This window comes from Enterococcus lemanii, assembly GCF_016909125.1.
GTDB classification, from domain to species: domain Bacteria; phylum Bacillota; class Bacilli; order Lactobacillales; family Enterococcaceae; genus Enterococcus_I; species Enterococcus_I lemanii.
In genome coordinates this window covers 21,884-45,083 of record NZ_JAFBFD010000007.1, presented here as the reverse complement: position 1 = coordinate 45,083, position 23,200 = coordinate 21,884, and the positions used below count along the sequence as shown (strand labels likewise).

21 protein-coding genes are annotated in these 23,200 nt (G+C 39.5%); 15 read left to right on the top strand and 6 right to left on the bottom strand.

The window, feature by feature from the left end; translation table 11 throughout:
- Window positions 1–2: 2 nt before the first annotated feature.
- The 15 genes from JOD14_RS03215 (at window position 3) to gor (ending at window position 18,388) form a co-directional block, all read left to right on the top strand.
- Window positions 3–884 (top strand): YicC/YloC family endoribonuclease, encoded by an 882-nt coding sequence (locus tag JOD14_RS03215; RefSeq protein ID WP_204653256.1) that lies wholly within the window; start codon window positions 3–5, stop codon window positions 882–884.
- Window positions 885–1,025: 141 nt separating this feature from the next.
- Window positions 1,026–1,640, top strand: a complete 615-nt coding sequence (gene gmk / locus JOD14_RS03210) for a guanylate kinase (RefSeq protein ID WP_204653255.1) — start codon at window positions 1,026–1,028, stop codon at window positions 1,638–1,640.
- Window positions 1,641–1,646: 6 nt separating this feature from the next.
- On the top strand, window positions 1,647–1,943 hold the full coding sequence (gene rpoZ, locus JOD14_RS03205; RefSeq protein WP_204653254.1) for a DNA-directed RNA polymerase subunit omega: 297 nt from the start codon (window positions 1,647–1,649) through the stop codon (window positions 1,941–1,943).
- A gap of 131 nt (window positions 1,944–2,074) precedes the next feature.
- Window positions 2,075–4,489 (top strand): primosomal protein N', encoded by a 2,415-nt coding sequence (gene priA / locus JOD14_RS03200; RefSeq protein WP_204653253.1) that lies wholly within the window; start codon window positions 2,075–2,077, stop codon window positions 4,487–4,489.
- A gap of 15 nt (window positions 4,490–4,504) precedes the next feature.
- On the top strand, window positions 4,505–4,996 hold the full coding sequence (gene def / locus JOD14_RS03195) for a peptide deformylase (RefSeq protein ID WP_204653252.1): 492 nt from the start codon (window positions 4,505–4,507) through the stop codon (window positions 4,994–4,996).
- The gene (gene fmt / locus JOD14_RS03190; protein WP_204653251.1) at window positions 4,989–5,939 is read left to right on the top strand and encodes a methionyl-tRNA formyltransferase; all 951 of its coding nucleotides are present in this window, start codon (window positions 4,989–4,991) and stop codon (window positions 5,937–5,939) included. Before def ends, fmt begins: the two co-directional genes overlap by 8 nt.
- Window positions 5,932–7,284, top strand: coding sequence for a 16S rRNA (cytosine(967)-C(5))-methyltransferase RsmB (rsmB, locus tag JOD14_RS03185; protein WP_204653250.1), 1,353 nt, complete (start codon window positions 5,932–5,934; stop codon window positions 7,282–7,284). Before fmt ends, rsmB begins: the two co-directional genes overlap by 8 nt.
- Window positions 7,285–7,298: 14 nt before the next feature.
- A complete protein-coding gene (locus JOD14_RS03180) occupies window positions 7,299–8,042 on the top strand; it encodes a Stp1/IreP family PP2C-type Ser/Thr phosphatase (protein ID WP_204653249.1) in 744 nt (247 codons plus the stop codon).
- Entirely contained in the window at window positions 8,035–10,227 is a 2,193-nt protein-coding gene (gene pknB / locus JOD14_RS03175; protein WP_204653248.1) for a Stk1 family PASTA domain-containing Ser/Thr kinase, read from the top strand. The genes JOD14_RS03180 and pknB overlap by 8 nt, the downstream gene beginning before the upstream one ends.
- A 757-nt stretch (window positions 10,228–10,984) precedes the next feature.
- Complete coding sequence (locus JOD14_RS03170; protein ID WP_204653247.1) at window positions 10,985–11,452, top strand: CtsR family transcriptional regulator; 468 nt, start codon at window positions 10,985–10,987, stop codon at window positions 11,450–11,452.
- Between the two features lie 5 nt (window positions 11,453–11,457).
- On the top strand, window positions 11,458–13,962 hold the full coding sequence (locus JOD14_RS03165; RefSeq protein ID WP_204653246.1) for an AAA family ATPase: 2,505 nt from the start codon (window positions 11,458–11,460) through the stop codon (window positions 13,960–13,962).
- 305 nt (window positions 13,963–14,267) lie between these two features.
- On the top strand, window positions 14,268–15,188 hold the full coding sequence (locus JOD14_RS03160) for a peptidase U32 family protein (protein ID WP_204653245.1): 921 nt from the start codon (window positions 14,268–14,270) through the stop codon (window positions 15,186–15,188).
- A gap of 11 nt (window positions 15,189–15,199) precedes the next feature.
- Window positions 15,200–16,441 (top strand): peptidase U32 family protein, encoded by a 1,242-nt coding sequence (locus JOD14_RS03155; RefSeq protein ID WP_204653244.1) that lies wholly within the window; start codon window positions 15,200–15,202, stop codon window positions 16,439–16,441.
- A gap of 79 nt (window positions 16,442–16,520) precedes the next feature.
- On the top strand, window positions 16,521–16,979 hold the full coding sequence (locus JOD14_RS03150; protein WP_204653243.1) for a GNAT family N-acetyltransferase: 459 nt from the start codon (window positions 16,521–16,523) through the stop codon (window positions 16,977–16,979).
- Between the two features lie 62 nt (window positions 16,980–17,041).
- Window positions 17,042–18,388 (top strand): glutathione-disulfide reductase, encoded by a 1,347-nt coding sequence (gor, locus tag JOD14_RS03145; RefSeq protein ID WP_204653242.1) that lies wholly within the window; start codon window positions 17,042–17,044, stop codon window positions 18,386–18,388.
- A 185-nt stretch (window positions 18,389–18,573) separates the two neighbouring features.
- Here the strand turns inward: gor and JOD14_RS03140 are convergent, their stop codons facing one another.
- From JOD14_RS03140 to JOD14_RS03115, 6 genes are all read right to left on the bottom strand, one after another.
- A complete protein-coding gene (locus tag JOD14_RS03140) occupies window positions 18,574–19,152 on the bottom strand; it encodes a biotin transporter BioY (protein ID WP_204653241.1) in 579 nt (192 codons plus the stop codon).
- Complete coding sequence (gene bioD / locus JOD14_RS03135) at window positions 19,149–19,814, bottom strand: dethiobiotin synthase (protein WP_204653240.1); 666 nt, start codon at window positions 19,812–19,814, stop codon at window positions 19,149–19,151. Before bioD ends, JOD14_RS03140 begins: the two co-directional genes overlap by 4 nt.
- Window positions 19,807–20,763: a biotin synthase BioB gene (gene bioB, locus JOD14_RS03130; protein WP_204653239.1), complete on the bottom strand. Its 957-nt coding sequence runs from the start codon at window positions 20,761–20,763 to the stop codon at window positions 19,807–19,809. The genes bioD and bioB overlap by 8 nt, the downstream gene beginning before the upstream one ends.
- A 371-nt stretch (window positions 20,764–21,134) precedes the next feature.
- On the bottom strand, window positions 21,135–22,121 hold the full coding sequence (locus tag JOD14_RS03125; RefSeq protein ID WP_204653238.1) for a polyprenyl synthetase family protein: 987 nt from the start codon (window positions 22,119–22,121) through the stop codon (window positions 21,135–21,137).
- A gap of 24 nt (window positions 22,122–22,145) precedes the next feature.
- Window positions 22,146–22,697: a Gx transporter family protein gene (locus JOD14_RS03120; protein WP_204653237.1), complete on the bottom strand. Its 552-nt coding sequence runs from the start codon at window positions 22,695–22,697 to the stop codon at window positions 22,146–22,148.
- A gap of 11 nt (window positions 22,698–22,708) precedes the next feature.
- Entirely contained in the window at window positions 22,709–23,125 is a 417-nt protein-coding gene (locus JOD14_RS03115; RefSeq protein WP_204653236.1) for a NusG domain II-containing protein, read from the bottom strand.
- Window positions 23,126–23,200 lie beyond the last annotated feature (75 nt).

The following is a 23,200-nucleotide window of genomic DNA, read 5'->3' as shown; positions in this document are numbered from 1 at the left end:
AAATGAAAAGTATGACGGGTTTTGGTAAAGCGTTAAAAGAATCCAAAGATTATCAAATTGAAGTGGAAATTAAAAGTGTTAATCATCGTTTTTTAGACTTTCAATTGCGATTACCTCGAGCGTTGCATCCTTTTGAGCAAGCGGCACGTCAAGCGATGAAAGAAATTTTAAAACGAGGACGAATCGAAGTTTTCGTCACTTTAACCGAATTAAATGACCAACAAAAAGAAGTGAAAATTCACTGGGATTTAATTGAAGCTTTTATGGCTCAAGTTAATCAAGAGGCCCATACTCGTTTTCAAACGACATTGGCACCGGAGCATTTATTACAAAGTTTGCTTGAAAAAGAAGAATTTGTTCAAGTCCAAGAAAAAAAGACTGTCGATGAAGCGTTAGAAGCGCTATTACTTGCGGCAATTGTAGCAGCAGCGAATGCCAATGATCAAAGTCGCCAAGTAGAAGGCGCCGGTATTTTACAAGTTTTACAAGAAAACTTGCAACAACTACAAGTAATGTTAGCTGAATTGGCGGGTTTGTTTCTTGTTTTTGAAAAAGAGTATTTGACTCGTTTTGAAAAGAAGCTAACTGAGTATTTAAGTACGGAAATTGACCGCGAACGGCTATTAACCGAAATGGTCATCTTATTAGAAAAAAGTGATATTCATGAAGAAATTGATCGTTTAAAAATTCACGTTGAAACATTTGAACAACTCTTAACAAGTAACAAGCCGGTCGGTCGAGAATTAGACTTTTTAATTCAAGAGATGAATCGAGAAGTCAATACGATTGGTTCAAAATCAAGTGCCATTGACATTAAGAACATTGTCGTTCAATTAAAAACGACAATTGAAAAAATTCGTGAACAAGTCCAAAATGTTGAGTAAAAACGTGTCGGAGAGGATAAAATTTGTTTGAAAGTAGCTTTTTAGTCGAAATTTTGGTATATTAAAGTAATTCTTGAAATTTACTGAAAAAAAGTGCACAATAAACGATAAGTAAATCTTCAAAAGTGAAAGGACATCAACATGACAGAGCGTGGGTTATTAATTGTATTATCGGGACCTTCAGGTGTAGGTAAAGGAACCGTTCGTAAGGCTATTTTCGAAAGTGAAGACAACGACTTTCAATACTCTATTTCGATGACAACTCGTAAAAAAAGAATTGGTGAAGTAGAAGGCGTAGATTATTTCTTTAGAAGCCGGGAAGAGTTTGAAGCATTAATTCAAACGGGTGAAATGTTAGAGTACGCCGAATACGTGGGCAATTACTATGGGACGCCACTTTCTTATGTGCAAAAAACGTTAGATGAAGGCAAAGATGTTTTTTTAGAAATTGAAGTTCAAGGGGCTCGTCAAGTAAAAGAAAAAGTGCCGGATGGTGTCTTTATTTTCTTAACACCACCGGATTTAGTGGAATTGCGTTCACGCATCACTGGACGAGGAACAGATGCGCCAGAAGTGATTGATGAGCGGATGCGCGTTGCTAAAGAAGAAATTGAAATGATGGCACTGTATGATTATGCCGTCGTGAATGATGAAGTACCGTTAGCTGTAAAACGAATTAAAGAAATTATTGCCAGTGAGCATTTTCGCGTGGAGCGTGTCATTGGGAAATATCGAAAAATGTTAGAGGAGTTGTAGAATAAAATGATGTTAAAACCGTCGATTGATAAATTGTTAGATCGTGTAAACTCAAAATATTCACTTGTGATTTTAGCTAGTAAACGTGCACATGAGCTTGAGGCTGGAAGTCAACCAACGTTAGATAAATTTGATTCAGTTAAAAGTGTTGGACAAGCGCTTGAAGAAATTGAAGCAGAGACTGTCATCAATGATCCACATCCTGAAATTAAACGCGCGCGAATGAAGCAAGAAGAAGAAGAGTTAAAAGCACGCAAAGAGCAAGAACAAAGAGAGCTAGAAGCAAAAGTACGTCGAGATTAATTTGCATCGGTATAAAATAAATAAAAGTCTGAGGTCTCGTTCTCAGACTTTTTGTTTGCTTTAAAGACAAAAGCAAACAATTCGAGTAAAATAAGAAGGAAATCTAAAAATGTCGGAAAGGAAGGGGTTAAATGACGTTATACGCAGCAGTCATTGTCGATGTCCCAACGATGCAAACCGATCAGCCGTATACGTATCTCATTCCTGAAAAGTGGCAAGAGGTTATTGAAGTCGGAATGCGTGTGGAAGTCCCTTTTGGCGAAGGGAATCGTCACTTACAAGGGTTTGTTGTCGGCCTCACAGCGGACTTGCCAGCAGAAATTACAACTGACCAACTCAAAGCCATTATGAATGTGCTAGACGTTTCGCCTGTTTTAAATGAAGAATTACTGGCATTGGCCGATCATATGAAAAAGACAACTTTTTCTTTTAAAATTACGTGCTTACAAACAATGTTACCAGCGGCGATGAAAGCTGCTTACGAAAAGCAATTTCTTTTAAAAGACCCAAATCACGCGGTTCAAGCGACCTTTTTTGAAAAAAAAGAAACAATTAGTTGGGATTTAGTTGAAGAACAGCAAGCATTGCCACTATTCAAAAAACTACGCGAGCAAAACGTGGTCGAACTACAGTACTTAGTCAAAGAAAAAGGGCGTAAAAAAACAATTCGCCAAGTTAAAAGCCAAATAACTGCCGAAAAAAAAGCCGACATCGCCCAAACTTTACGCCCAAATGCGCAACGACAGCACCAGTTACTTGCTTTATTAGTCGAACATCCGTATCAAAGTGTGTCATTTTATAAAGAGCAAGGTTTGACGACTAGTCAGTTAAACCAAGGATTAAAGCTAGGTTGGTTAAGTTACGAAGAAAAAGAAGTTTACCGTGATCCGTTTGAAAACCAAACGTTTGCCCCTTCCGAAGCGTTTGCTTTAAATGATGAACAAGCTGACGCAGTAGCGAAAATTCTAGCTGCTAGTCACAGCCAACAAGCCACGACCTTTTTACTGGAAGGGATTACTGGCAGTGGTAAGACAGAAGTTTATTTACAAACAATTGCGGAACTTTTAAAGCAAGGGAAAACGGCGATGATGTTAGTACCAGAAATTTCACTCACGCCTCAAATGGTTCAGCGTTTCAAAAGTCGCTTTGGTAAAGCGGTGGCGGTTTTACATAGTGGTCTGTCTCAAGGTGAGAAATATGATGAGTGGCGTAAAATTGAACGCGAAGAAGCACAAGTGGTGGTGGGGGCTCGTTCAGCCATTTTTGCGCCTTTAAAAAATATCGGGGTCATTATTATTGATGAAGAACACGAGACTTCTTATAAACAAGACGAGACACCGCGTTACCATGCCCGTGACTTAGCCATTTGGCGTAGTCAGTACCACCATTGTCCATTGATTTTAGGAAGTGCCACTCCTTCTTTAGAATCAAGAGCACGCGCCCAAAAAAAACGTTATGAACTACTCATGTTAACAAAACGTGCAAGCCACAATGCGCAATTGCCTAGCGTGGTGGTCGTTGATTTAAAAGAAGAATTTCAAAAACACAATCTGAGTACTTTTTCGTATTTATTACAAGAAAAAATTCAAGATCGTCTAAATAAAAAAGAACAAATGGTGTTGCTGTTAAATCGTCGGGGTTACTCGTCATTCGTGATGTGCCGTGATTGTGGTTACGTCTTGCCTTGTCCGAATTGTGATATTTCCTTGACGCTTCATATGGACATTAAAAAAATGTGCTGCCATTATTGTGGCCATCAAGAAAATATTCCCCATCGTTGCCCAGACTGCCAAGGGGATAAGATTCGCTATTATGGCACCGGCACGCAAAAAGTCGAAGAAGAACTACAAGCTTTGTTTCCTAAGGCACGTATTTTGCGAATGGATGTCGATACGACGGGAAAAAAAGGAGCGCACGAAAAGATTTTAACGGCTTTTGAAAAACACGAAGCCGATATTTTACTCGGGACACAAATGATTGCAAAAGGGCTCGACTTTCCTAATATTACTTTAGTTGGCGTCTTAAATGCAGACACCGCCTTGAATTTGCCTGATTTTCGATCGAGTGAGCGAACTTTTCAGTTGTTAACGCAAGTGAGTGGCCGAGCAGGACGGGGGCAAAAAGCCGGGGAAGTCATTGTCCAAACATTTAACCCTGAGCATCATAGTATTTTACTTGCAAAAGAACAAGACTATGAAACTTTTTACCAACAAGAAATGTTTTTACGTCATCAAAGTGGGTATCCGCCATTTTATTTTACGGTAAAAATTACGGCGAGTCATCCAAACGAAGAAATCGCTGCTCGCAAAATGTTTGCGATTGCGCAACAATTGCAACAAGCACTTAGTTCGGAGTGTCGGATTTTAGGCCCGATTCCCAGTGGCGTCGCACGGGTAAAAAACCGCTATTACTATCAGTTAATTTTAAAGTATAAAAGAGAGCCACATCTCCAAGCCGTTTTACAACAAATTTTAAACGAAAGCCAAGTTGAACAAAGGCAAAACTTATTTGTGGCCATTGATTATGAACCATTAAATTTTATTTAAAAAAAGGAGTTTGCTATGCGTTACCCAATTGTAATTCATCCAAACAAAAAATTATATGAACCAAGTACCCCGGTTGAGGCGATTACGCCAGCGTTACTTAAGTTGCTAGACGATTTGCACGAAACGATGCTTGCCCATGATGGTGTTGGGATCGCTGCTCCTCAAGTTGGCAAAAATATTCAAGTCGCACTCGTGGAAGTCGAAGAAGGCGATTTGTTTGAATTGATCAATCCACAAGTGTTGTCAGCGAAAGGCCGCGAAATTGATGTGGAAGGGTGTCTAAGCATTCCGCATGTCTTTGGCACTGTCGCTCGCCCGGATGAAATCATCGTGCGTTATTATGACCGTGAAGGCGAAGAAATGGAAGTCGAAGCATACGGCTACTTAGCGCGGGCCATTTTGCACGAGATTGATCACTTACAAGGCAAGCTTTTTATTGATCAAATGATTGAGCAAATTCCCGAAGAAGAACTAGAAAATTATATGGAGGAAAAAGAAAATGACTAAAGTTGTATTTATGGGAACACCGGCTTTTTCCGTGCCCATTTTAGAAGGATTGGTTGCTGCTGGCTATGAGGTGTTGGCCGTTGTGACCCAGCCTGATCGTCCAGTCGGTCGTAAAAGAACGATTACGCAAACCCCAGTAAAAGAAGCGGCCTTACGTTTAAATTTACCAGTATTACAACCAGAAAAAATAAATCAATCGCCAGAAATGGCTGAAATTATAGCCATGGCTCCAGACTTGATGATTACTGCCGCATTTGGCCAATTTTTACCTGAAAAATTACTTCAAGCAGCTAAGATTGCGGCCTTGAACGTTCACGCATCACTTTTACCAAAGTATCGTGGTGGAGCACCGGTGCATTATGCGATTATGGCAGGCGACAAAGAAACAGGGGTCACTATTATGGAAATGATTAAAAAAATGGATGCTGGTGGCATTTATGCCCAAAAAACCATTCCAATTACAGACCAAGATGATGTCGGTGTTTTATTTGAAGAATTAAGTCTTTTAGGCAAAGAGTTATTGCTTGAAACCTTACCTGAAATCATTGCAGGAAAATTACAAGCCACGCCTCAAGACGAAGCGTTGGTTACTTTTTCACCCAATATTACCCGTGAACAAGAAGCGATTGATTGGCAAAAGTCTGCCCAAGAAATTGACTGGCAAGTGCGTGGGATGCGTCCTTGGCCGGTAGCATTTACAACATATCAAGGAACACGTTGGAAAATACTAAGCGTTAAACCACTGGCAGAAACCACAACCAAAGCCCCTGGAACAATTATCGAGCGCACCAAAGAAACGTTGAAAATCGCTTGTGGGCAAGGTAGTGTTTTAGCCCTTGAGCAGCTGCAACCAGCTGGTAAAGGGGTTCAAGCGATTGCAGAATTTTTAAACGGTAGCGGTCAAAAAGTCGCAGTCGATCAAAAGGTGGGTATCAATGAGTAAAAAACAAACAAAAAAAACGGTACGCTATGTTGCGCTAGAAGCACTGGAACGTATTTCTAAAGGTGGGGCGTATTCCAATTTATTATTACGTGACCTCATAAAAAAAAGTGAGTTAAATGAAAAAGATGCGCGCTTATTAACGGAACTGGTCTACGGGACGGTGAGCCGCCAATTGTTACTTGATTATTATTTAACACCGTTTATTCAAAAAGCTAAAAAAGTTGAAGATTGGGTTCGGCTATTATTGCAACTGTCTTTATATCAAATGCTTTATTTAGACAAAGTCCCTAGCCATGCCATTGTAAATGAAGCAGTGGAAATTGCCAAAACTCGTGGTAATATAGGAGTAAGCAAATTTGTGAATGGCGTCTTAAGAAATATTCAAAGACAAGGCGTCGCAGAGTTAACGCAAATCAAAGACCCGATTGCTCGACTTGCTATTGAAATTAGCATGCCACAGTGGTTAGTTGAGAAATTTATTGCCGAAATGGGCTATGAACAAACGCGAGAACTCGGTCTGTCTTTATATGAACCGAGTCAAGTGAGTGCTCGTGTCATGACTAAGTCTATCTCGCGTGCCGAAGCATTGGCACAGCTTCAGGCAGAAGGAATTGAAGCCAAAGAAAGCTTGCTTGCACCCGAGGGCATTGTTGGCCAAAAAGGCTTTTTAGCGGGAAGCTCGCTTTTTAAAGAAGGGAAAATGACGATTCAAGATGAAAGTTCGATGCTAGTGGCTCCTGCTTTACAAGTGGCGCCCATGCACCAAGTATTAGATGCTTGTGGCGCGCCTGGTGGGAAAACCACCCACATCGCTACTTACCTAGACGGAAAACAAGGCGGACAAGTGACCGCTTTAGACATTCATGCCCATAAAGTCCGCTTAATTGAAGAAAATGCGGAACGTTTAGGCTTGGCCGATGTTGTGACTACGAAAGTCATGGATGCACGCACGGTAAGCGAGAATTTTGCCCCAGAGACTTTTGATCGTATTTTAGTGGATGCCCCATGTTCAGGGTTAGGCTTGATGCGTCGGAAACCAGATATTAAATACAACAAAAAACCAAGTGACTTTGAACAACTACCGACGATTCAGTTAGCAATTTTAGAAAGTGTGGCCCCAACCTTAAAACAAGGCGGCCTTTTAGTTTATAGTACTTGTACAATTGTCTCAGATGAAAATCAACAAGTCGTCGAAAAATTTTTAGCGGAACACGCTGACTTTGAACAACTTCCTTTTTCCGCTTCGAAAGCGTTAGATCAAAGTATTACTAACCAAACATTAACTCTTTATCCACAAGTTTTTCAAACGGATGGATTTTTCATTAGTTGTCTAAGAAAAAAATAGTGAGGTGGAAAGAAATGGAAGTTTATTTCCAGAGTGATCAAGGAAAAAAAAGAAATAGTAATCAAGATTATGTCGCCACGTTTTGTAATCAACAACAATATACGTTAGCTTTACTAGCTGATGGGATGGGTGGGCATCAAGCGGGCGATATCGCTAGTCGTCAAGCCGTCGAAGAAATTGGCCAAAATTGGCAAAAAACGACCATCACTGAAAGTCAAAAAGCGACACAATGGTTTATTCAGCAAATCCAAAAAGTCAATCAACTTATTTTTGAAAAAGGGCAAGCTGATTTGAAATTAAGTGGTATGGGGACAACCTTTGAAGCGGTTGCGGTTTTTGAAGACCAAATTGCTCTGGCCCATGTGGGGGATAGTCGGATTTATATTGTAAGAGACAATCAATTGTTGCCGTTAACAGAAGATCATTCGCTAGTAAATGAGCTAGTGAAATCAGGCGAAATTACAAAAGAAATGGCGGCTGTTCATCCGCGTAAAAATATCATTACCCGTTCAATTGGGATGCCTGGAACGGTTGAAGTGGACGTTGCAACGTATCCGTATCGCTTGGGGGATTTAATTTTAATTTGTTCAGATGGTTTAACCAATATGGTTTCAGAAGAAGACATATTGGCATTAATTCAAACAAAAGAGAGTTTACCAGCGCTTGGCCAAGCCTTAATTGATACAGCGAACCAACAAGGCGGATTAGATAATATCACTGTTTTATTAATTGATTTTGGAGGAAAAAACCATGATTGAAATTGGGAATAAGTTAAATGGTCGTTACTTAATCTTAGGAACAATTGGCAGCGGCGGAATGGCCAATGTCTTTTTAGCCAAAGACCTGATCTTAAATCGTGAAGTAGCGGTTAAGGTTTTACGCTTTGATTTCCAAGACGATAAAAATGCTATCCGCCGTTTCCAAAGAGAGGCGTTAGCGGCAACGGAATTAGTCCATCCAAATATTGTTGCGGTTTATGATGTTGGCGAAGAAGATGGGATGCAGTATTTAGTGATGGAATACGTAAAAGGGATGGATTTAAAACGTTATATCCAAACACACTACCCAATGCCGTATGCGTCAATTGTTGATATTATGAAACAAATTTTATCTGCCGTTGCACTAGCACATCAACACCGGATTATTCACCGGGATTTAAAACCACAAAATATTTTAATGGATGAAGATGGTTCGGTTAAAATAGCTGACTTTGGAATTGCGATTGCGCTTTCTGAAACGTCGATTACACAGACCAACACCATGCTAGGTTCCGTGCATTATTTGTCACCTGAACAAGCGCGTGGCAGTATGGCAACCAATCAGTCCGATATTTATGCTCTAGGAATTATTTTGTACGAAATGTTGACCGGCCAAGTGCCGTTTGATGGCGAATCGGCAGTAACGATTGCACTAAAACATTTTCAAGATGATGTGCCATCCATCCGCATGTATGATCGAACCGTTCCGCAATCATTGGAAAATGTGGTCTTAAAAGCGACGGCTAAAGAAACCGCGGATCGCTATAAGACCGCCGATGAAATGTTGCAAGACTTAGAAACGGTTCTTTCGCCGGGGCGTTTAGATGAAGCGCGTTGGGAACCAAGTGCACTGTTGGATGAAACCCGGGTCTTAACGCCCATTACCGAAGACACACCGATGCCAGAAAGCTTTAAAGAAATGGCACCACCTAAAAAAGACGTAGAGCAGCCAGAAGCAGAACAACCCAAAAAGAAAAAGAAGCTTTGGCTATGGCTTTTATTAGGGCTAGTCGCACTTGTTGCTGTCATCGGTGCATTCTTTTTCTTTAGCGGGGGCAAAGACCAAGTGGAAGTACCAGACGTCACAAATCAAACCGAAATTGTTGCCCGAGAAACGTTAAAAGAAGCCGGTTTAAAAATTGCTTCAGAAACCAAAACAATTTCAAGTGATGAGATTGAAAAAGATCGCGTGGTAAAAACAACTCCTGAATCCGGTTCTTTAGTGAAAGAAGGCCGTGAGATTGTTTTGTATTTAAGTTCAGGTAGTAAAACCATTGATATGATTGATGTCACTGGTGAAACGTTACGTTCAGCGACACGCGAGTTAACTAATTTGAACTTCGAGGCAAAGAACATCACTTCAAAAGAAGAATACGATAAAACGGTGAAAGCAGGCGAAGTCATTCGTCAAACACCAGAACCAGGAACCGAAGTCGTACCAAAAGAGACAAAAGTGGAGTTGATCATCAGTAAAGGGGAAGAACCAATTGAGATGCTTGACTTTACTGGTAGTACGAAAGAAGCGGCGAGCCGTAGTTTAAATAGTCTAGGTTTAGGTGACAATCCGATCACTTTTGAAGAAGAATATAGCGCCACCGTTCCAGCTGGTAATATTATTTCACAAACACCAGAAGCTGGAGCTAAAATTACGCCTGGGAAAACCGCGATTGCCTTTGTTGTAAGTAAAGGGGAAGAATTGGTAAAAATCCCAAATGTAGTTGGTGACACAAAAGACAGCGCTAAAAAAGCTTTAGAAGACGCTGGTTTTGTGACAGAAATTGTTGAAGAAAATAGTGATAACGTTGAAAAAGACAAGGTCATTCAGACGAATCCAAGTGCAGGCACCGAACTTGCTAAAGGCGCAACGGTCACTTTGACCATTTCAAAAGGCAAAGAAGAAGTAGAACAACCTGAAATGAGTAGTTTTAGTGTAGATGTAAGAGCTAATTGGCGAGAAGAGTTGTCGGAGAAGCAAGAAATATACATTTGGGTAACAGACGCTAAACGTGATCATGAGTTGGTAAGAAAAATTTCTGTTAATGTAAATAATCAATTTGAAACGATTCCTGTTTCTGTTACAGTAAAAGATGGAGAAACAGCGACAATTTTCGTACAACGAGATTCAAATCCTGAAGTTAGTCAAAAAGTAGATCGCAGTCAAACAGATCCACTGACTGTTCCTTAAAATTTATATACTAAACACCGATTAAAAGAAAATATCTTTTAATCGGTGTTTTAATATTACAGTGAGAAAACTTGAAGAGTTAAAGTAATCTTAAAAATACAGTGTACATTATAAAAATTTTGTTCTTTAACAATTAGAGTTTTGACTGAATCTTAAAAATTTGGAGAGTATAAATTTTGAGTAATTTAATTAATGTCTATCGATTAAATAAAAAATTTCTTATTAAAAAAGGCATTGTTGCGTAGTTTTTATGAATGACTTTAGGTGCCTTACTAATTCAAAAAAATATGGCTTCAGTGCTGAAGAAACTGTTATGCAAATTTAAGAAAACTCTTATTTTCAATCTTTTTCTTTTGTTAAATGAAGGTTTTTAGGCACCTATTACTAATTCCTCTATACAAGTGAATCGGAGAGAATCATTGGCGCCGGAGCCGTGTTAAAAGATTCGATGTGAATTACGGAAGCTTGGTGCTTTAGCAACTAGCTCTCCGTTTGAAGCTCGAAAGCTGAGAGACTACAGGCTCGAAGCGGTCTCACGGCCCCAAAAGCCAATGAATTCTCGTAGGTGAGCGGTGCTTACAAATTAAATTGATCTTTAAATACATGCACTTTTAGATGGTCACTAAACTTAGCTTACGAGAGCGGATTTCACTAAATTTATTTAGTAAAATCCAAGTAGGAAGACCCTTCTCCTTTTCATTTTCAGCAAAATTCAGTATAATTAAGGTCAATATTAGTCAAGGGAGGGTGCGATACAATGAATCAACGAAATACGTCCGATTCAATTGAAGCTTATTTGAAAAAGATTCTCGAAAATAGTTCAATGATTGAAATTCGTCGAACAGAGATGGCCGATTTATTTAAGTGTGTCCCTTCACAAATTAATTATGTCATTAATACACGTTTTACAATCCAGCGTGGTTATACCGTTGAAAGTAAACGTGGCGGAGGCGGCTATATTCGGATTGAGAAAGTTCAAATTTCAAGTTATTATCAATTTCTAAGAGAAATGAACCAAATGTTTGATGATGCGTTAACAGAAGCAGAAGCAAGAGGCATGTTGCAAAAACTATACGAAGAAGAATTATTAACCAAACGAGAAGCCGATTTGCTTTATTCGACCATCAGCAAAGCAACTTTAGGTCAATTTTCGCAAGAGCAAGCAATTCGGGCTGCTATTTTACATGAATTATTAGAACGTTTAAGTTATCAAGAAAAGGAGTGAATGTCGTGGATGAATTATTTACACCAAGAGCAAAAGCAGTTTTAAGCATTGCACAAGAAGAAGCCAAGCATTTTAAGCACCAGTCCGTTGGTTCAGAGCATTTGCTGCTCGCTTTAATTGTTGAACAAGAAGGGATTGCGGGTAAGACTTTACGTGAAATGAGCGTAACCGAAAGTGATATTCGTGAAGAAATTGAGCATGTGACGGGTTATGGCGCAATGAAAGAATACCCAGTAGGTGGCTTTTTACCTTACTCTCCACGTGCTCGTCAAATTTTTGCTTTTGCAGGCGACGAGGCGAAACGCTTAGGTGTCGGTCAGATTGGTACCGAACATTTGTTATTAGGGATGTTACGAGACGAAGAAATATTAGCGGCTCGTTTATTATTGAATCTTGGGTTTAGTTTAGCTAAGATGCGTCAATTATTAAAAAAGAAAATGGGCTTAAGTGGTGCGAAAAACACAAACAGTAACAATCGCCGCCCACAACCACGACGTCAAGGGGCGCCAACAGGCAATCCCGCTTCAGAAGGAACCCCTGTACTTGACTCACTCGCTCGTGATTTGACTAAAATTGCGCGTGAAAATCGTTTGGACCCAGTCGTTGGTCGTACCAATGAAGTCAAACGCCTAATTCAAATTTTAAGTCGCCGGACTAAAAACAACCCCGTCTTAGTTGGTGAACCTGGTGTTGGAAAAACAGCCATTGTTGAAGGACTTGCCCAAAGAATTGTTCAAGGGGAAGTACCCGTAGATATGCAGCAAAAACGCTTAATGATGCTTGATATGGGTGGGCTCGTTGCAGGAACCAAGTATCGTGGAGAATTTGAAGACCGCATGAAGAAAATCATTGATGAGATTTATCATGATGGGAATGTCATTTTATTTATTGACGAACTTCATACCTTAATTGGAGCAGGTGGCGCAGAAGGGGCGATTGATGCGGCCAATATTTTAAAACCGGCTTTGGCTCGAGGCGAGCTTCAAACAATTGGTGCGACAACGTTAGATGAGTATCAAAAATATATCGAAAAAGATTCCGCTTTAGAGCGTCGTTTTGCTCGTGTTCAAGTCGACCAACCAACGCCCGCTGAGGCACAAGAAATTTTACGTGGCTTACGTCCGCGCTACGAAGAGCATCATGGCGTGCGCATTTTAGATGAAGCGTTAGATGCAGCGGTTCATTTATCCGTTCGTTATATTAATTCACGCCAATTACCAGATAAAGCGATTGATTTAATGGATGAAGCAGCCGCTAAAGTTCGTTTAGACAAGGCGGAAGAAGCACCAACGTCTCTTCGTTTGCAAACAGAGATGCTCGCTTTAGCAGAAGAAAAAGAACAAGCAATTCGCAACCAAAACTTTGAAGAGGCTGCTCGTTTGCGCTTGAAAGAAAAAGAATTTGCCCAAGCTTTAGCAGAAGCCACCATCCAAGAGATGAAAGTCGAAGAAGGCTATGCGAATGTTGTCACAGAAGAAGATGTCGCTGCCGTTGTTTCGCAGTGGACGGGTGTCCCTTTACAACAAATGGAGAAAAAAGAAACAGAACGCCTCCTTGCCTTAGAAGATGTCTTACATGAGCGAGTGGTTGGACAAGATGATGCGGTTAAAGCGATTGCCCGAGCGATTCGCCGTGCGCGCAGTGGCTTGAAAGACCCAAATCGTCCAATTGGTTCCTTTATGTTCTTAGGCCCAACAGGAGTCGGTAAAACAGAATTAGCCAAAGCATTAGCTGAAGCAATGTTTGGTAGCGAAGACTCACTTATTCGCGTAGATATGTCGGAGTTTATGGAAAAATATAGTACCAGTCGCTTAATTGGCTCACCCCCAGGTTATGTCGGTTACGATGAAGGTGGCCAATTAACAGAAAAAGTACGTAGCAAACCTTACTCAGTCATTTTATTAGATGAAGTGGAAAAAGCCCATCCAGACGTCTTTAATATCTTATTACAAGTGCTTGATGATGGGCATTTAACAGATGCAAAAGGTCGCAAAGTCGATTTCCGCAATACGATTTTAATTATGACTTCGAATATTGGGGCAACGCAATTACGCGAAGAAAAAAATGTCGGCTTTAATGTAGTCGATGCATCAAAAGATTATCGAGCGATGCAAAAGCGGATTTTAGAAGAATTGAAAAAAGCCTATCGACCAGAATTCCTAAATCGAATTGATGAAACGATTGTGTTCCGTTCATTGGAACAAGGTGAAATCCATCAAATCGTAAAAATTATGAGTCAGTCGATTATTAAACGGTTAGCCGAACAAGACGTTCGTGTGAAAATCACTCCGGCCGCTTTAGATGTGATCGGTAAAGCCGGTTTTGATCCAGAATATGGGGCGCGTCCGATTCGTCGGGCTTTACAAAGAGAAGTGGAAGACCGTCTAAGTGAAGCTTTGTTGATGGGACAAATTCACATTGGCGACCAAGTGACAATCGGTGCTTCAAAAGGCGCGATTACACTAAACGTAAAAGAGAAAAAGAACGAAGCCATTTTACAAAAAGTTTAAAATTAAGAAACTCAACCTAAAAATAAAAGGTTGAGTTTTTTTACCTTTAAAAACGACAACTTGAATGATCGACACAAACTTATTTATTTTAATAACAGCCACTTCACAAAGAAAACGGAAACAGAAGAGGAAAAGAACAGAAAAGTTCGCCGTACCAGTCGCTATTCATGTATTTAAGTGAACATGATTCTGTGAATTTTTCGTGAAAAAAGCAACAAAACTACTTGGAAAGCCAAGAAGCATGTGATACGATAAGTTCGTTGTAAAAAAGTAAGATTGAATTTTAGAAAATGAGGTTACCATCCATGATAGAGATCATAACAACTGTTGCATCGATTGAACAAGCACAAGCAGTATTGCCGTTTGTCGATACGATTTATTTTGGTGAAGAAACATTTGCTTTACGCTTGCCACATTCTTTTGACCGTAAAGAGCAACGTGAACTTGTAACTTTAGCCCACCAAGCAGGTAAAAAAGCTCAAGTGGCGGTAAACGGCATTATGCACCCAGAAAAAATGAAATTGATTCCTGAATATTTAGCTTTTTTAGTTGAAATTGGCGTCGACCAAATTACCGTTGGCGAACCAGGAACCATTTTTGTCATGAAAAAAAATGAAGCGTTACGCATTCCGTTTATTTATGCGGGTGAAACGTTGGTTACAAGTGCCCGTCAAATTAATTTTTGGGCCAAAAAAGGGGCGGTTGGTGCGATTTTAGCACGTGAAGTACCATTTGAAGAAATGCAAATCATGGCGCCACAATTAAGTGTACCCGTTGAAGTTTTAGTTTATGGGGGCACCTGTATTCACCATTCGAAACGACCATTGTTACAAAATTACTATAATTTTACCAGTCAAGAAGAAGGCAAAGATCGAGCGCGTGATTTATTTCTTTCAGAACCTAAAAAAGATGAAACGCACTATTCGATTTTTGAAGACAGCCATGGCACGCATGTCTTTGCAAACAATGATTTAAATTTAATGAAAGAGCTAAAAGAGTTAGCGGATACTGGTTTTCAGACGTGGAAACTAGATGGTATTTTAAATACTGGCGATTCATTTGTTGAAATTGTCAAAACCTTTGATCAAGCACGTCAAGCGATTGAAAATAAAACATGGACAAAAGAGCTAGCCGAAGAACTCAATGCACAAATCATCGCCCACCATCCAAGCAATCGTGGGTTAGACACTGGTTTTTACTATATTGATCCAACGAAAATTAAGTAAGGGGATAAAACATGAGTGAGAAAAAAGTTTTAAAACGACCAGAAGTTTTAGCACCTGCTGGCACGTTAGAAAAATTAAAAGTAGCCATTCACTATGGCGCAGATGCAGTTTATATCGGTGGAAATGCGTATGGTTTACGCAGTCGTGCCGGGAATTTCACCTATGAACAAATGGCCGAAGGGGTGGCCTTTGCTAAAGCCCACAACGCCAAAGTTTACGTGGCGGCGAACATGGTAACACATGAGGGCAACCAGGCAGGGGCGGGGGAATTTTTCCGTGAGTTGCGTGATGTTGGCATTTCAGCTGTGATTGTTTCAGATCCGGCTTTAATTGAAATTTGTATTACGGAAGCACCAGGCTTACCGGTTCATTTATCGACCCAAGCATCGGCTACCAACTTTGAAACGTTAGAGTTTTGGAAAGAAGAAGGGTTAGAGCGCGTCGTTTTAGGCCGCGAAGTATCGATGGCAGAAGTGGCAGAAATTCGTAAAAATACCGATGTTGAAATCGAAGCCTTTATTCATGGCGCGATGTGTATTTCTTATTCCGGCCGTTGTACGTTATCCAATCATATGTCGATGCGTGATGCAAACCGTGGTGGTTGCTCGCAATCTTGCCGCTGGAAATATGATTTGTATGACTTACCTTTTGGCGGCGAACGTCGTAGTTTAACGAAAAATGGCGCGGTCGCAGAAGATTTTTCAATGAGTGCGGTCGATATGACGATGATTGAACACATCCCTGATTTAATTGAAAATGGCGTGGACTCTTTTAAAATTGAAGGCCGAATGAAATCAATCCACTATGTCTCAACAGTTTCAAATGTCTATAAAGCCGCTGTTGATAGTTACATGGAAGACCCAGAAAATTATGTCTGCAAACAAGAATGGATTGATGAACTTTGGAAAGTCGCCCAACGTGAATTGGCGACGGGCTTTTATTACCATACACCAACTGAAAATGAACAACTTTTTGGTGAGCGTCGTAAAATTCCTGAGTATAAATTCATTGGTGAAGTATTAGCCTATGATGAAGCCACCAAAATAGCGACCATTCGTCAACGAAATGCGTTTGAAGTCGGCGATGAAATTGAATTTTATGGACCAAATTTCCATCATTTTGAACAAAAAGTCGAAGTCATGTACAATGAAGACGGCGAATCAATTGATCGAGCGCCAAATCCGATGATGCTTTTAACGATGCCGGTGGTTGAGCCAGTTAAAGTTGGCGATATGATGCGTAAACGAAAATAACCAATAAACAAGAAAAACCGAATCGCTTTGAGGTTTGGTTTTTCTTTTGACTTTGATTTAAAAAAAAGGCGGTGGTTTCATGGAAATAAAATGGCGAACGCAAATTCAACTAGAAGATTGGCCGCTCCTGCTTAAAGCCGATCCAGAGAAAAAGGTAGTTGAAAGCTACTTAGGTACAAGTGAATTACTCGAAATACGAGACAAAAATCAATTGCTCGGTCTGCTTGTCTTACAAGAAAAAAATACCACAACGGTTGAAATTATGAACGTCAGTGTGGTTAAAGAGGCCCAAAATCAAGGGATTGGTCAACAATTACTCCGCGAAGCTTTGCGCCAAAGTCGAGAACAAGCTTATGAACAAATCGAAGTGAAAACCGGCACAACGAGTTTAGTGCCTTTAATCTTTTATCAAAAACAAGGCTTTCGCGTCGTGTCCGTCTTAGCCGATTATTTTACACAAAATTATCAAACGCCGTTGGTTGAAAACGGGGTTACATTAAAAGATGCCTTGCTCCTCCAGCGAAGTTTGATTGATTGACAGAAAAAAACACACATGCTAGTTTGAGTAAATACAAGGAAATAAAATCGGAGGGAACTTCTTTGAAAAAATATGATTATATTGTAATTGGCGGTGGCAGTGGAGGGATTGCTTCCGCGAATCGAGCGGCGATGCGTGGCGCAAACGTTTTACTAATTGAAGGAAAAGAATTGGGCGGGACGTGTGTGAATGTTGGTTGTGTTCCTAAAAAAGTAATGTGGCAAGCCAGCGATCTTTTTGAAAGCCTGCATCGTGACGCGAGTGGGTATGGCATCACTGCATCGTCACCCGTCTTAAATTTTAAGCAACTTGTGGATAACCGTGAGCAATACATTGAATTTTTACATGGTGCGTATGCTCGTGGGCTTGAAGGAAATGGTGTTGACGTTATTAAAGGTTATGCACAATTTGTGGATAACGAGACGATAGTTGTGGATAACTCGAAATATCAAGCACCACATATTTTAATTGCAACCGGTGGCCGACCAAAGTCTCTTGAAATTCCAGGTGGCCAATATGCTCGTGATTCGGATGATTTTTTTGCTTTAACCGAACTGCCTAAAAAGCCCATCGTCATTGGCGGTGGCTATATTGCAGCAGAAATCGCTGGTGTCATGCAAGGTTTGGGTGCACAAGTGTCATGGGCGTTTCGCTACCATCGTCCATTAAGGTGTTTTGAAGAAATGCTATCGTACCATTTAATGGCCCTTTATCAACAAGATGGGATAAAACTTTACGAATCCCACGTACCAGAAAAAATTGAAAAATCTGGGGATAACTATCTCGTGCATTTTGCTAACGGCACGACGTTAACCGGCGATTACGTTCTTTTTGCCGGTGGTCGAGCGCCGAATGTGGATAACTTAGGTTTAGAAAAGACAACGATTGCTTTATGCGAAAATGGTTTTATTCCGGTTGATCAGTACCAAAATACAAACACCAAAGGAATTTACGCGGTCGGGGATGTCATTGGTAAAATTGATTTAACCCCGGTGGCGATTGCGGCCGGGCGTCGTTTAGCTGAACGTCTCTTTAACAATCAGGCCGATGCCCATCTCGATTACAATCTTGTACCAACCGTCGTTTTCACGCATCCACCAATGGCTACGATTGGTTTGTCAGAAAAAGAAGCGCAAGAAAAATACGGTGAAAAACAAATCAAAGTCTATCAATCGGAATTTACGCCGATGTATTTTGCGCTTGATTCTTATCGCCAAAAAGCGAAAATGATGCTGGTTTGCGCAGGAGAAGAAGAAAAAATTGTTGGCTTACACGGGATAGGTCGGGGTGTCGATGAAATGCTCCAAGGCTTTGCCGTTGCGATTAAAATGGGCGCGACTAAAAAAGATTTTGACGAAACAGTTGCTATCCATCCAACCGGGTCAGAAGAATTTGTGACCATGCGATAAAAAAAGAGAGAAACCTGGTGAGAGAAGCAATCACCAGATTTCTCTTTTTTTTTACCATTGAGCGATTAAAGATATTTTATTTCATTAGCCGAATACTAATGACCGAGCAATCGCTGAAAGCTGTTCTCGAATTGTTTCTCCCAATTCGGCTATCCTTTGTTTAGACTCTTTTCTAGTAAAAATATTTATTTATGAACGATAGCAATTTTTAGTGCTACTTTTTTTAGTCGTAATTCCAGTGAAGTAGCGAATGTGACCAATAAAAGGTCACAAGAGAAATCGATAAGACTAGAAATCGTTAAAACAGCAAATAATGGGGTGGGATCCTCAAGTGAAGTCGTGAGAATGAAATATTTATAACTTATACCAATGACATGAATCCAAATTAATGAAGCATAATTGACCAAAAGGGTGCTTTGGAAGGTTCCTTTGTCATTTAAAGATTTTTTCATTTGGAACTGAATCAATGGGAAGACCGCAAATGCCAACAAAAAACCAAAAGAAGGTCTTAAAATATAAGCCAATCCTCCACCTGCAGCAAAAATAGGCAATCCAAGTACGCCTAAAATGAAATAGGAAATGGAAACAAGCAGACCATTTTTTAATCCTAAAATGGGGAATAATAAATAGACAACTACAATTTGTAGTGATAAATAATCAAGTAAAGGTAAAGGAATAAAAATTTTTGCCGAGACGATTAATAAAGAAAAGAGCATCGCCATATAGCTTAATTGTTTTGTTGACCGGTTGTGTGTTTGAATCATGGCAGACACCACGCTTGATAAATTTTTTTCCTGATATTCTCAGAGGTAAATTGATTTTCTAGATTTGTGATGTAAGGAATCTCACCAATCAATGGAATTTTTGTTGTTTTTTGAATAATATGACACATTTCTTCTGAGAACTTCGTATCTTGATCGGTGTGATTATAGACAAATCCCTGAATGGGAATCTTTTTTTGTTGTAAAGCTTGAATCGTTAATAAGCTATGGTTAATGGAGCCTAAATAATTATTCATAACGAGAATGACAGGGATTTGTAGCGCTTCAATGAAATCAATCATGAATTGATTATCGTTGATTGGCGTATAAAGGCCACCAGCTAATTCAAATATCAGCGCCGGCTCTTTTAAGCGTAAAGCGTGAGAATAAGCGAATAGGTCATCAAAATGAATCGCTTGCTGCTCTAGTTTACAAGCGATATGAGGAGAAGCCGCTGTCTGAAAAGAATAAAAATTGCCAATTTTTTCTTGAGGCACTTTCCATTTTGTATACATCTCTGTATCTTTTATAGGTCCTGTTTGAATGGGTTTGATTATTTTGGGTGATACTTGTAATTTGTCTTTTAAGTAATCATAAAGGAGTGTCGTAGTTACTGTTTTCCCGCTATCGGTATGAATGCTACAAACAATATATTGATTAGTCATAAGGTGCACCTACAATCTCTAGACCAAGTGCTTCAAGCATATTGAAGTCTTCTTCTTTTGTGGCCCCTTGTTCAGTTAAATAGTTTCCTAGAAAAATAGAGTCAACAATTAAGAGCGCAAGGTGTTGCAATTCCCCTAGGAGAAACTCACGCCCAGCACTAATTCGTAATTCTGTTTTAGGAAATAAAAGTCGCATCATAGTTAGAATTTTTAAACATTTCATCGGAGTTAACTCATTTTGTTGGGCAAGTTTAGTCCCTTCAATTGGTAATAAGAAATTAATTGGTAAAGAATAAGGCTTTAGTCGATCTAGTTCAAACGCCAAGGCCACGAGTTGTTCGTCTGTCTCACCCATTCCACAAATAAAGCCAGAGCAAATATTCATTTGTTCTTTGTTCAAATGTTCTAATGTTGCCACTCGATCTTCATAAGTATGGGTGGTTGTAATTATCGGATAATTTTCTTTAGGTGTATTTAAATTATGATTAATTCGATCCACACCAACGTTTTTTAAATAAGAGATTTGTTCTTCGTCTAGTAATCCAGTTGATAAACAAATCTCCATTTGTAAAGTTGCTTTTATTTCTTTGACGGCTTCCCCAAGTTGGAGTAATTCTTTCTTTGAAGGTTTGGTTCCGCTAGTCGCAATGCAAAAAGTACTTGCTTGATTTTTTTTAGCAATCAAAGCACGTCGGATAATTTCGGCTTTCGGAATTAAGCGATACGATTCGATTGGAGCGGTACTTGATTGTGATTGCGCACAATAACCACAATCTTCCTTACATAACCCACTTTTGGCGTTCAATAAACTATTGAGTCGGATTTGGTTCTTTGTCGCCTGTTGCTTAACTTTAATGGCTTCTCCATAGTAATGCCACCAATCAGCATTGTCTCCTAAAATCGTTAAACAATGCGCTATAATTTGTTCTTTTTCTTCATTTTCAAACATGCAATCACCTTTTCTTTAAGAATTGGTCACAATTTTATTTTCGTTAACCTTTACAAATTATAATGGTTAACGAAAATAAAGCAAGATTTTTTTTGAAATTCACTCCTCCTGCTCTCAAAAATTGCGCCTGCTTTTGTTTTATGAGCAATAAACCACTACTTTTTAACGTGGATATGATTCATGTGGTAAAAAATTAAAGTGCTAGTTTTCAATGACGAAAGCTAGCACTTTTCAGTGGTCTATAAAGATTGTATGTTATTTAAAGTGGTCTATCTATCCTTTTTAATGGTTAGCAAAAAAGATTTTTAACCCCTTTGCTCAAAATAGTACTAGTGCTATTTTGAGCAAAGGGGTTGGTGATACGCTTTTTTTTAATTGGTTCGATGCAAAATCAATTTCGTAATTTCAATCAGAGTTTCTTTGGCCCAAGCTGGCTCTTTAGGTAATTTTTCCAAGGCTTTTAAAGCTTGATTAGTATAATTTTCCGCCATTTTTTTGGCTTTTTGAACACCGCTTGAAGCAGTCACCAGTTCGAAAACTTGTTGGGCTTCTGTGAGGGTTAGTTGTTCTTTTTTCGCTAGTAAGGGCTTGATTTCAAGTGGGTTTTCTTTTAAAGCATAAAGTAACGGTAATGAATAAATTCCTTGGCGTACGTCTTCTAAAACAGGTTTACCAATAGCCGTACTTGTTTGCGTATAATCTAAAATATCATCTAAAATTTGAAAAGCCATCCCAATATTGTGTCCAATATCACCGGTTCTTTTAGCAAAAGAAGTGGTGCTACCACTTTCCAAAGCCCCAATCCCACAACTTAAAGCGAAAAGTTCCGCCGTTTTGCCTGAAATATTTTCCAAATACTCGTCAATGGTAACTTCGATATAGTAATGTTTTTCCATTTGCCCCAGTTCACCATCTAAGATTTTCTCCATACTTTTTGAATTCATCTGCAAACTTTGCATTGAACTTGCATAATCAGCTAAGAGTTTAAAACACGTCACAAACAAATAATCCCCTGCATAAACAGCGGTACTATTCCCAAAGCGTGCTCGAATCGTTGGTTGTTTGCGTCGTAAATCAGACTCATCGACAATATCATCATGAATTAAAGTGGCGGTATGTAACATTTCAATGGCAGCAGCTAAGGCAATCGTTTTTTTGTGGTCAGTTTGTTTGCCAAATTGAGCGAAAAGGATTTGATAGGCTGGGCGGAGTAATTTTCCGCCGGCTTGAATCATTTCTAAAATGGCAGTCTCCACGTCTTTATTTTTTAGTTGGATCGATTGTTCCATTAAAGTTAAGGTTGCTTGTAAATCTTTTTGTAATTGGGGGAATTGTGCCCACATTGGGTGAAGGACCATTAGCAACGTCTCCTTTCGTATTTATCATTCAGACCACTGAATTTTCGTTTCTTCTTCGTATGCTTGTTGGAATTGTTTGAGTGTTTTAACGCGTTGCAATAAGTAATTTGCACTAATTCCAATCGCGATACCAGATAAAATCCCTAAAAATGAGAGTACTGGCAAATAAAGCATCACACTCCAAGATTGGGCAATCCAAGAAGCAGTGACGAGTTGTCCGACGTTATGCATAAAGCCACCGGTTGCGCTAATTCCAATGATACTAACGCGTTTTGGCCCGAGCTTTTTGACAAGTAACATACTAAAGTAACTTAACATGCTACCAGAAAAGCTATATAGAAAAGTTGAAACCGTCCCTCCAAGGAGCGTAGTCAAGATTAGGCGCAAGGAGACCAGTAAGAAACTTTCTTTTTTTGGCATCGTAAATAAAGCGATAATCGTAATTAAATTAGCCAATCCAAGTTTTGCGCCAGGAGCAAAAGGAAAAGGGTAAGGAATTAAATTTTCGATTAAACCAATGACGACTCCTTGAGCGACAAGTAAAGAAATAAAAATAATTTTTCGTAAATGATTCATAACTTGAACGATTAATAAATCAAATCGTTTTGTTCACTCCCGTCTAGTGCTTTAATTTCAATGACTAATTTATGTGGTAGACAAACAATGGTTTCGCCATTTTTACTGGCCCAACCGCGTCGTACACAAATTTGATCACCGCAATCGGCTTCTTTGATACGAATGCGGCTACCATCAATTTCGAGTAAGTTCGTGTCACCGTCTTCATCTTCGTAAAGGTAGGTGAAGCCTTTTTTTCCTTCAACTAGCTGAAAAGTAGTAATTTCTTGCCCATCCACTCGTAAAATAGCTTGCATTTCCACATTTTCTGGTAATTTTTGCCAACCAAAAAGAAAGAGCGGCGTAAAGGAAGCTAAAATTAAAAATAAAATAATAATGAAATCCCAGCGCTTGAGGCGACTTGTTTGAATAAAATTTTTTAGCATCATTTTCCCATCTCCTTGGTTGATTTTCTCTAGTTTAACATAAACAGGTGCATTTCTTTTCGATTCATGAAAAAAAGT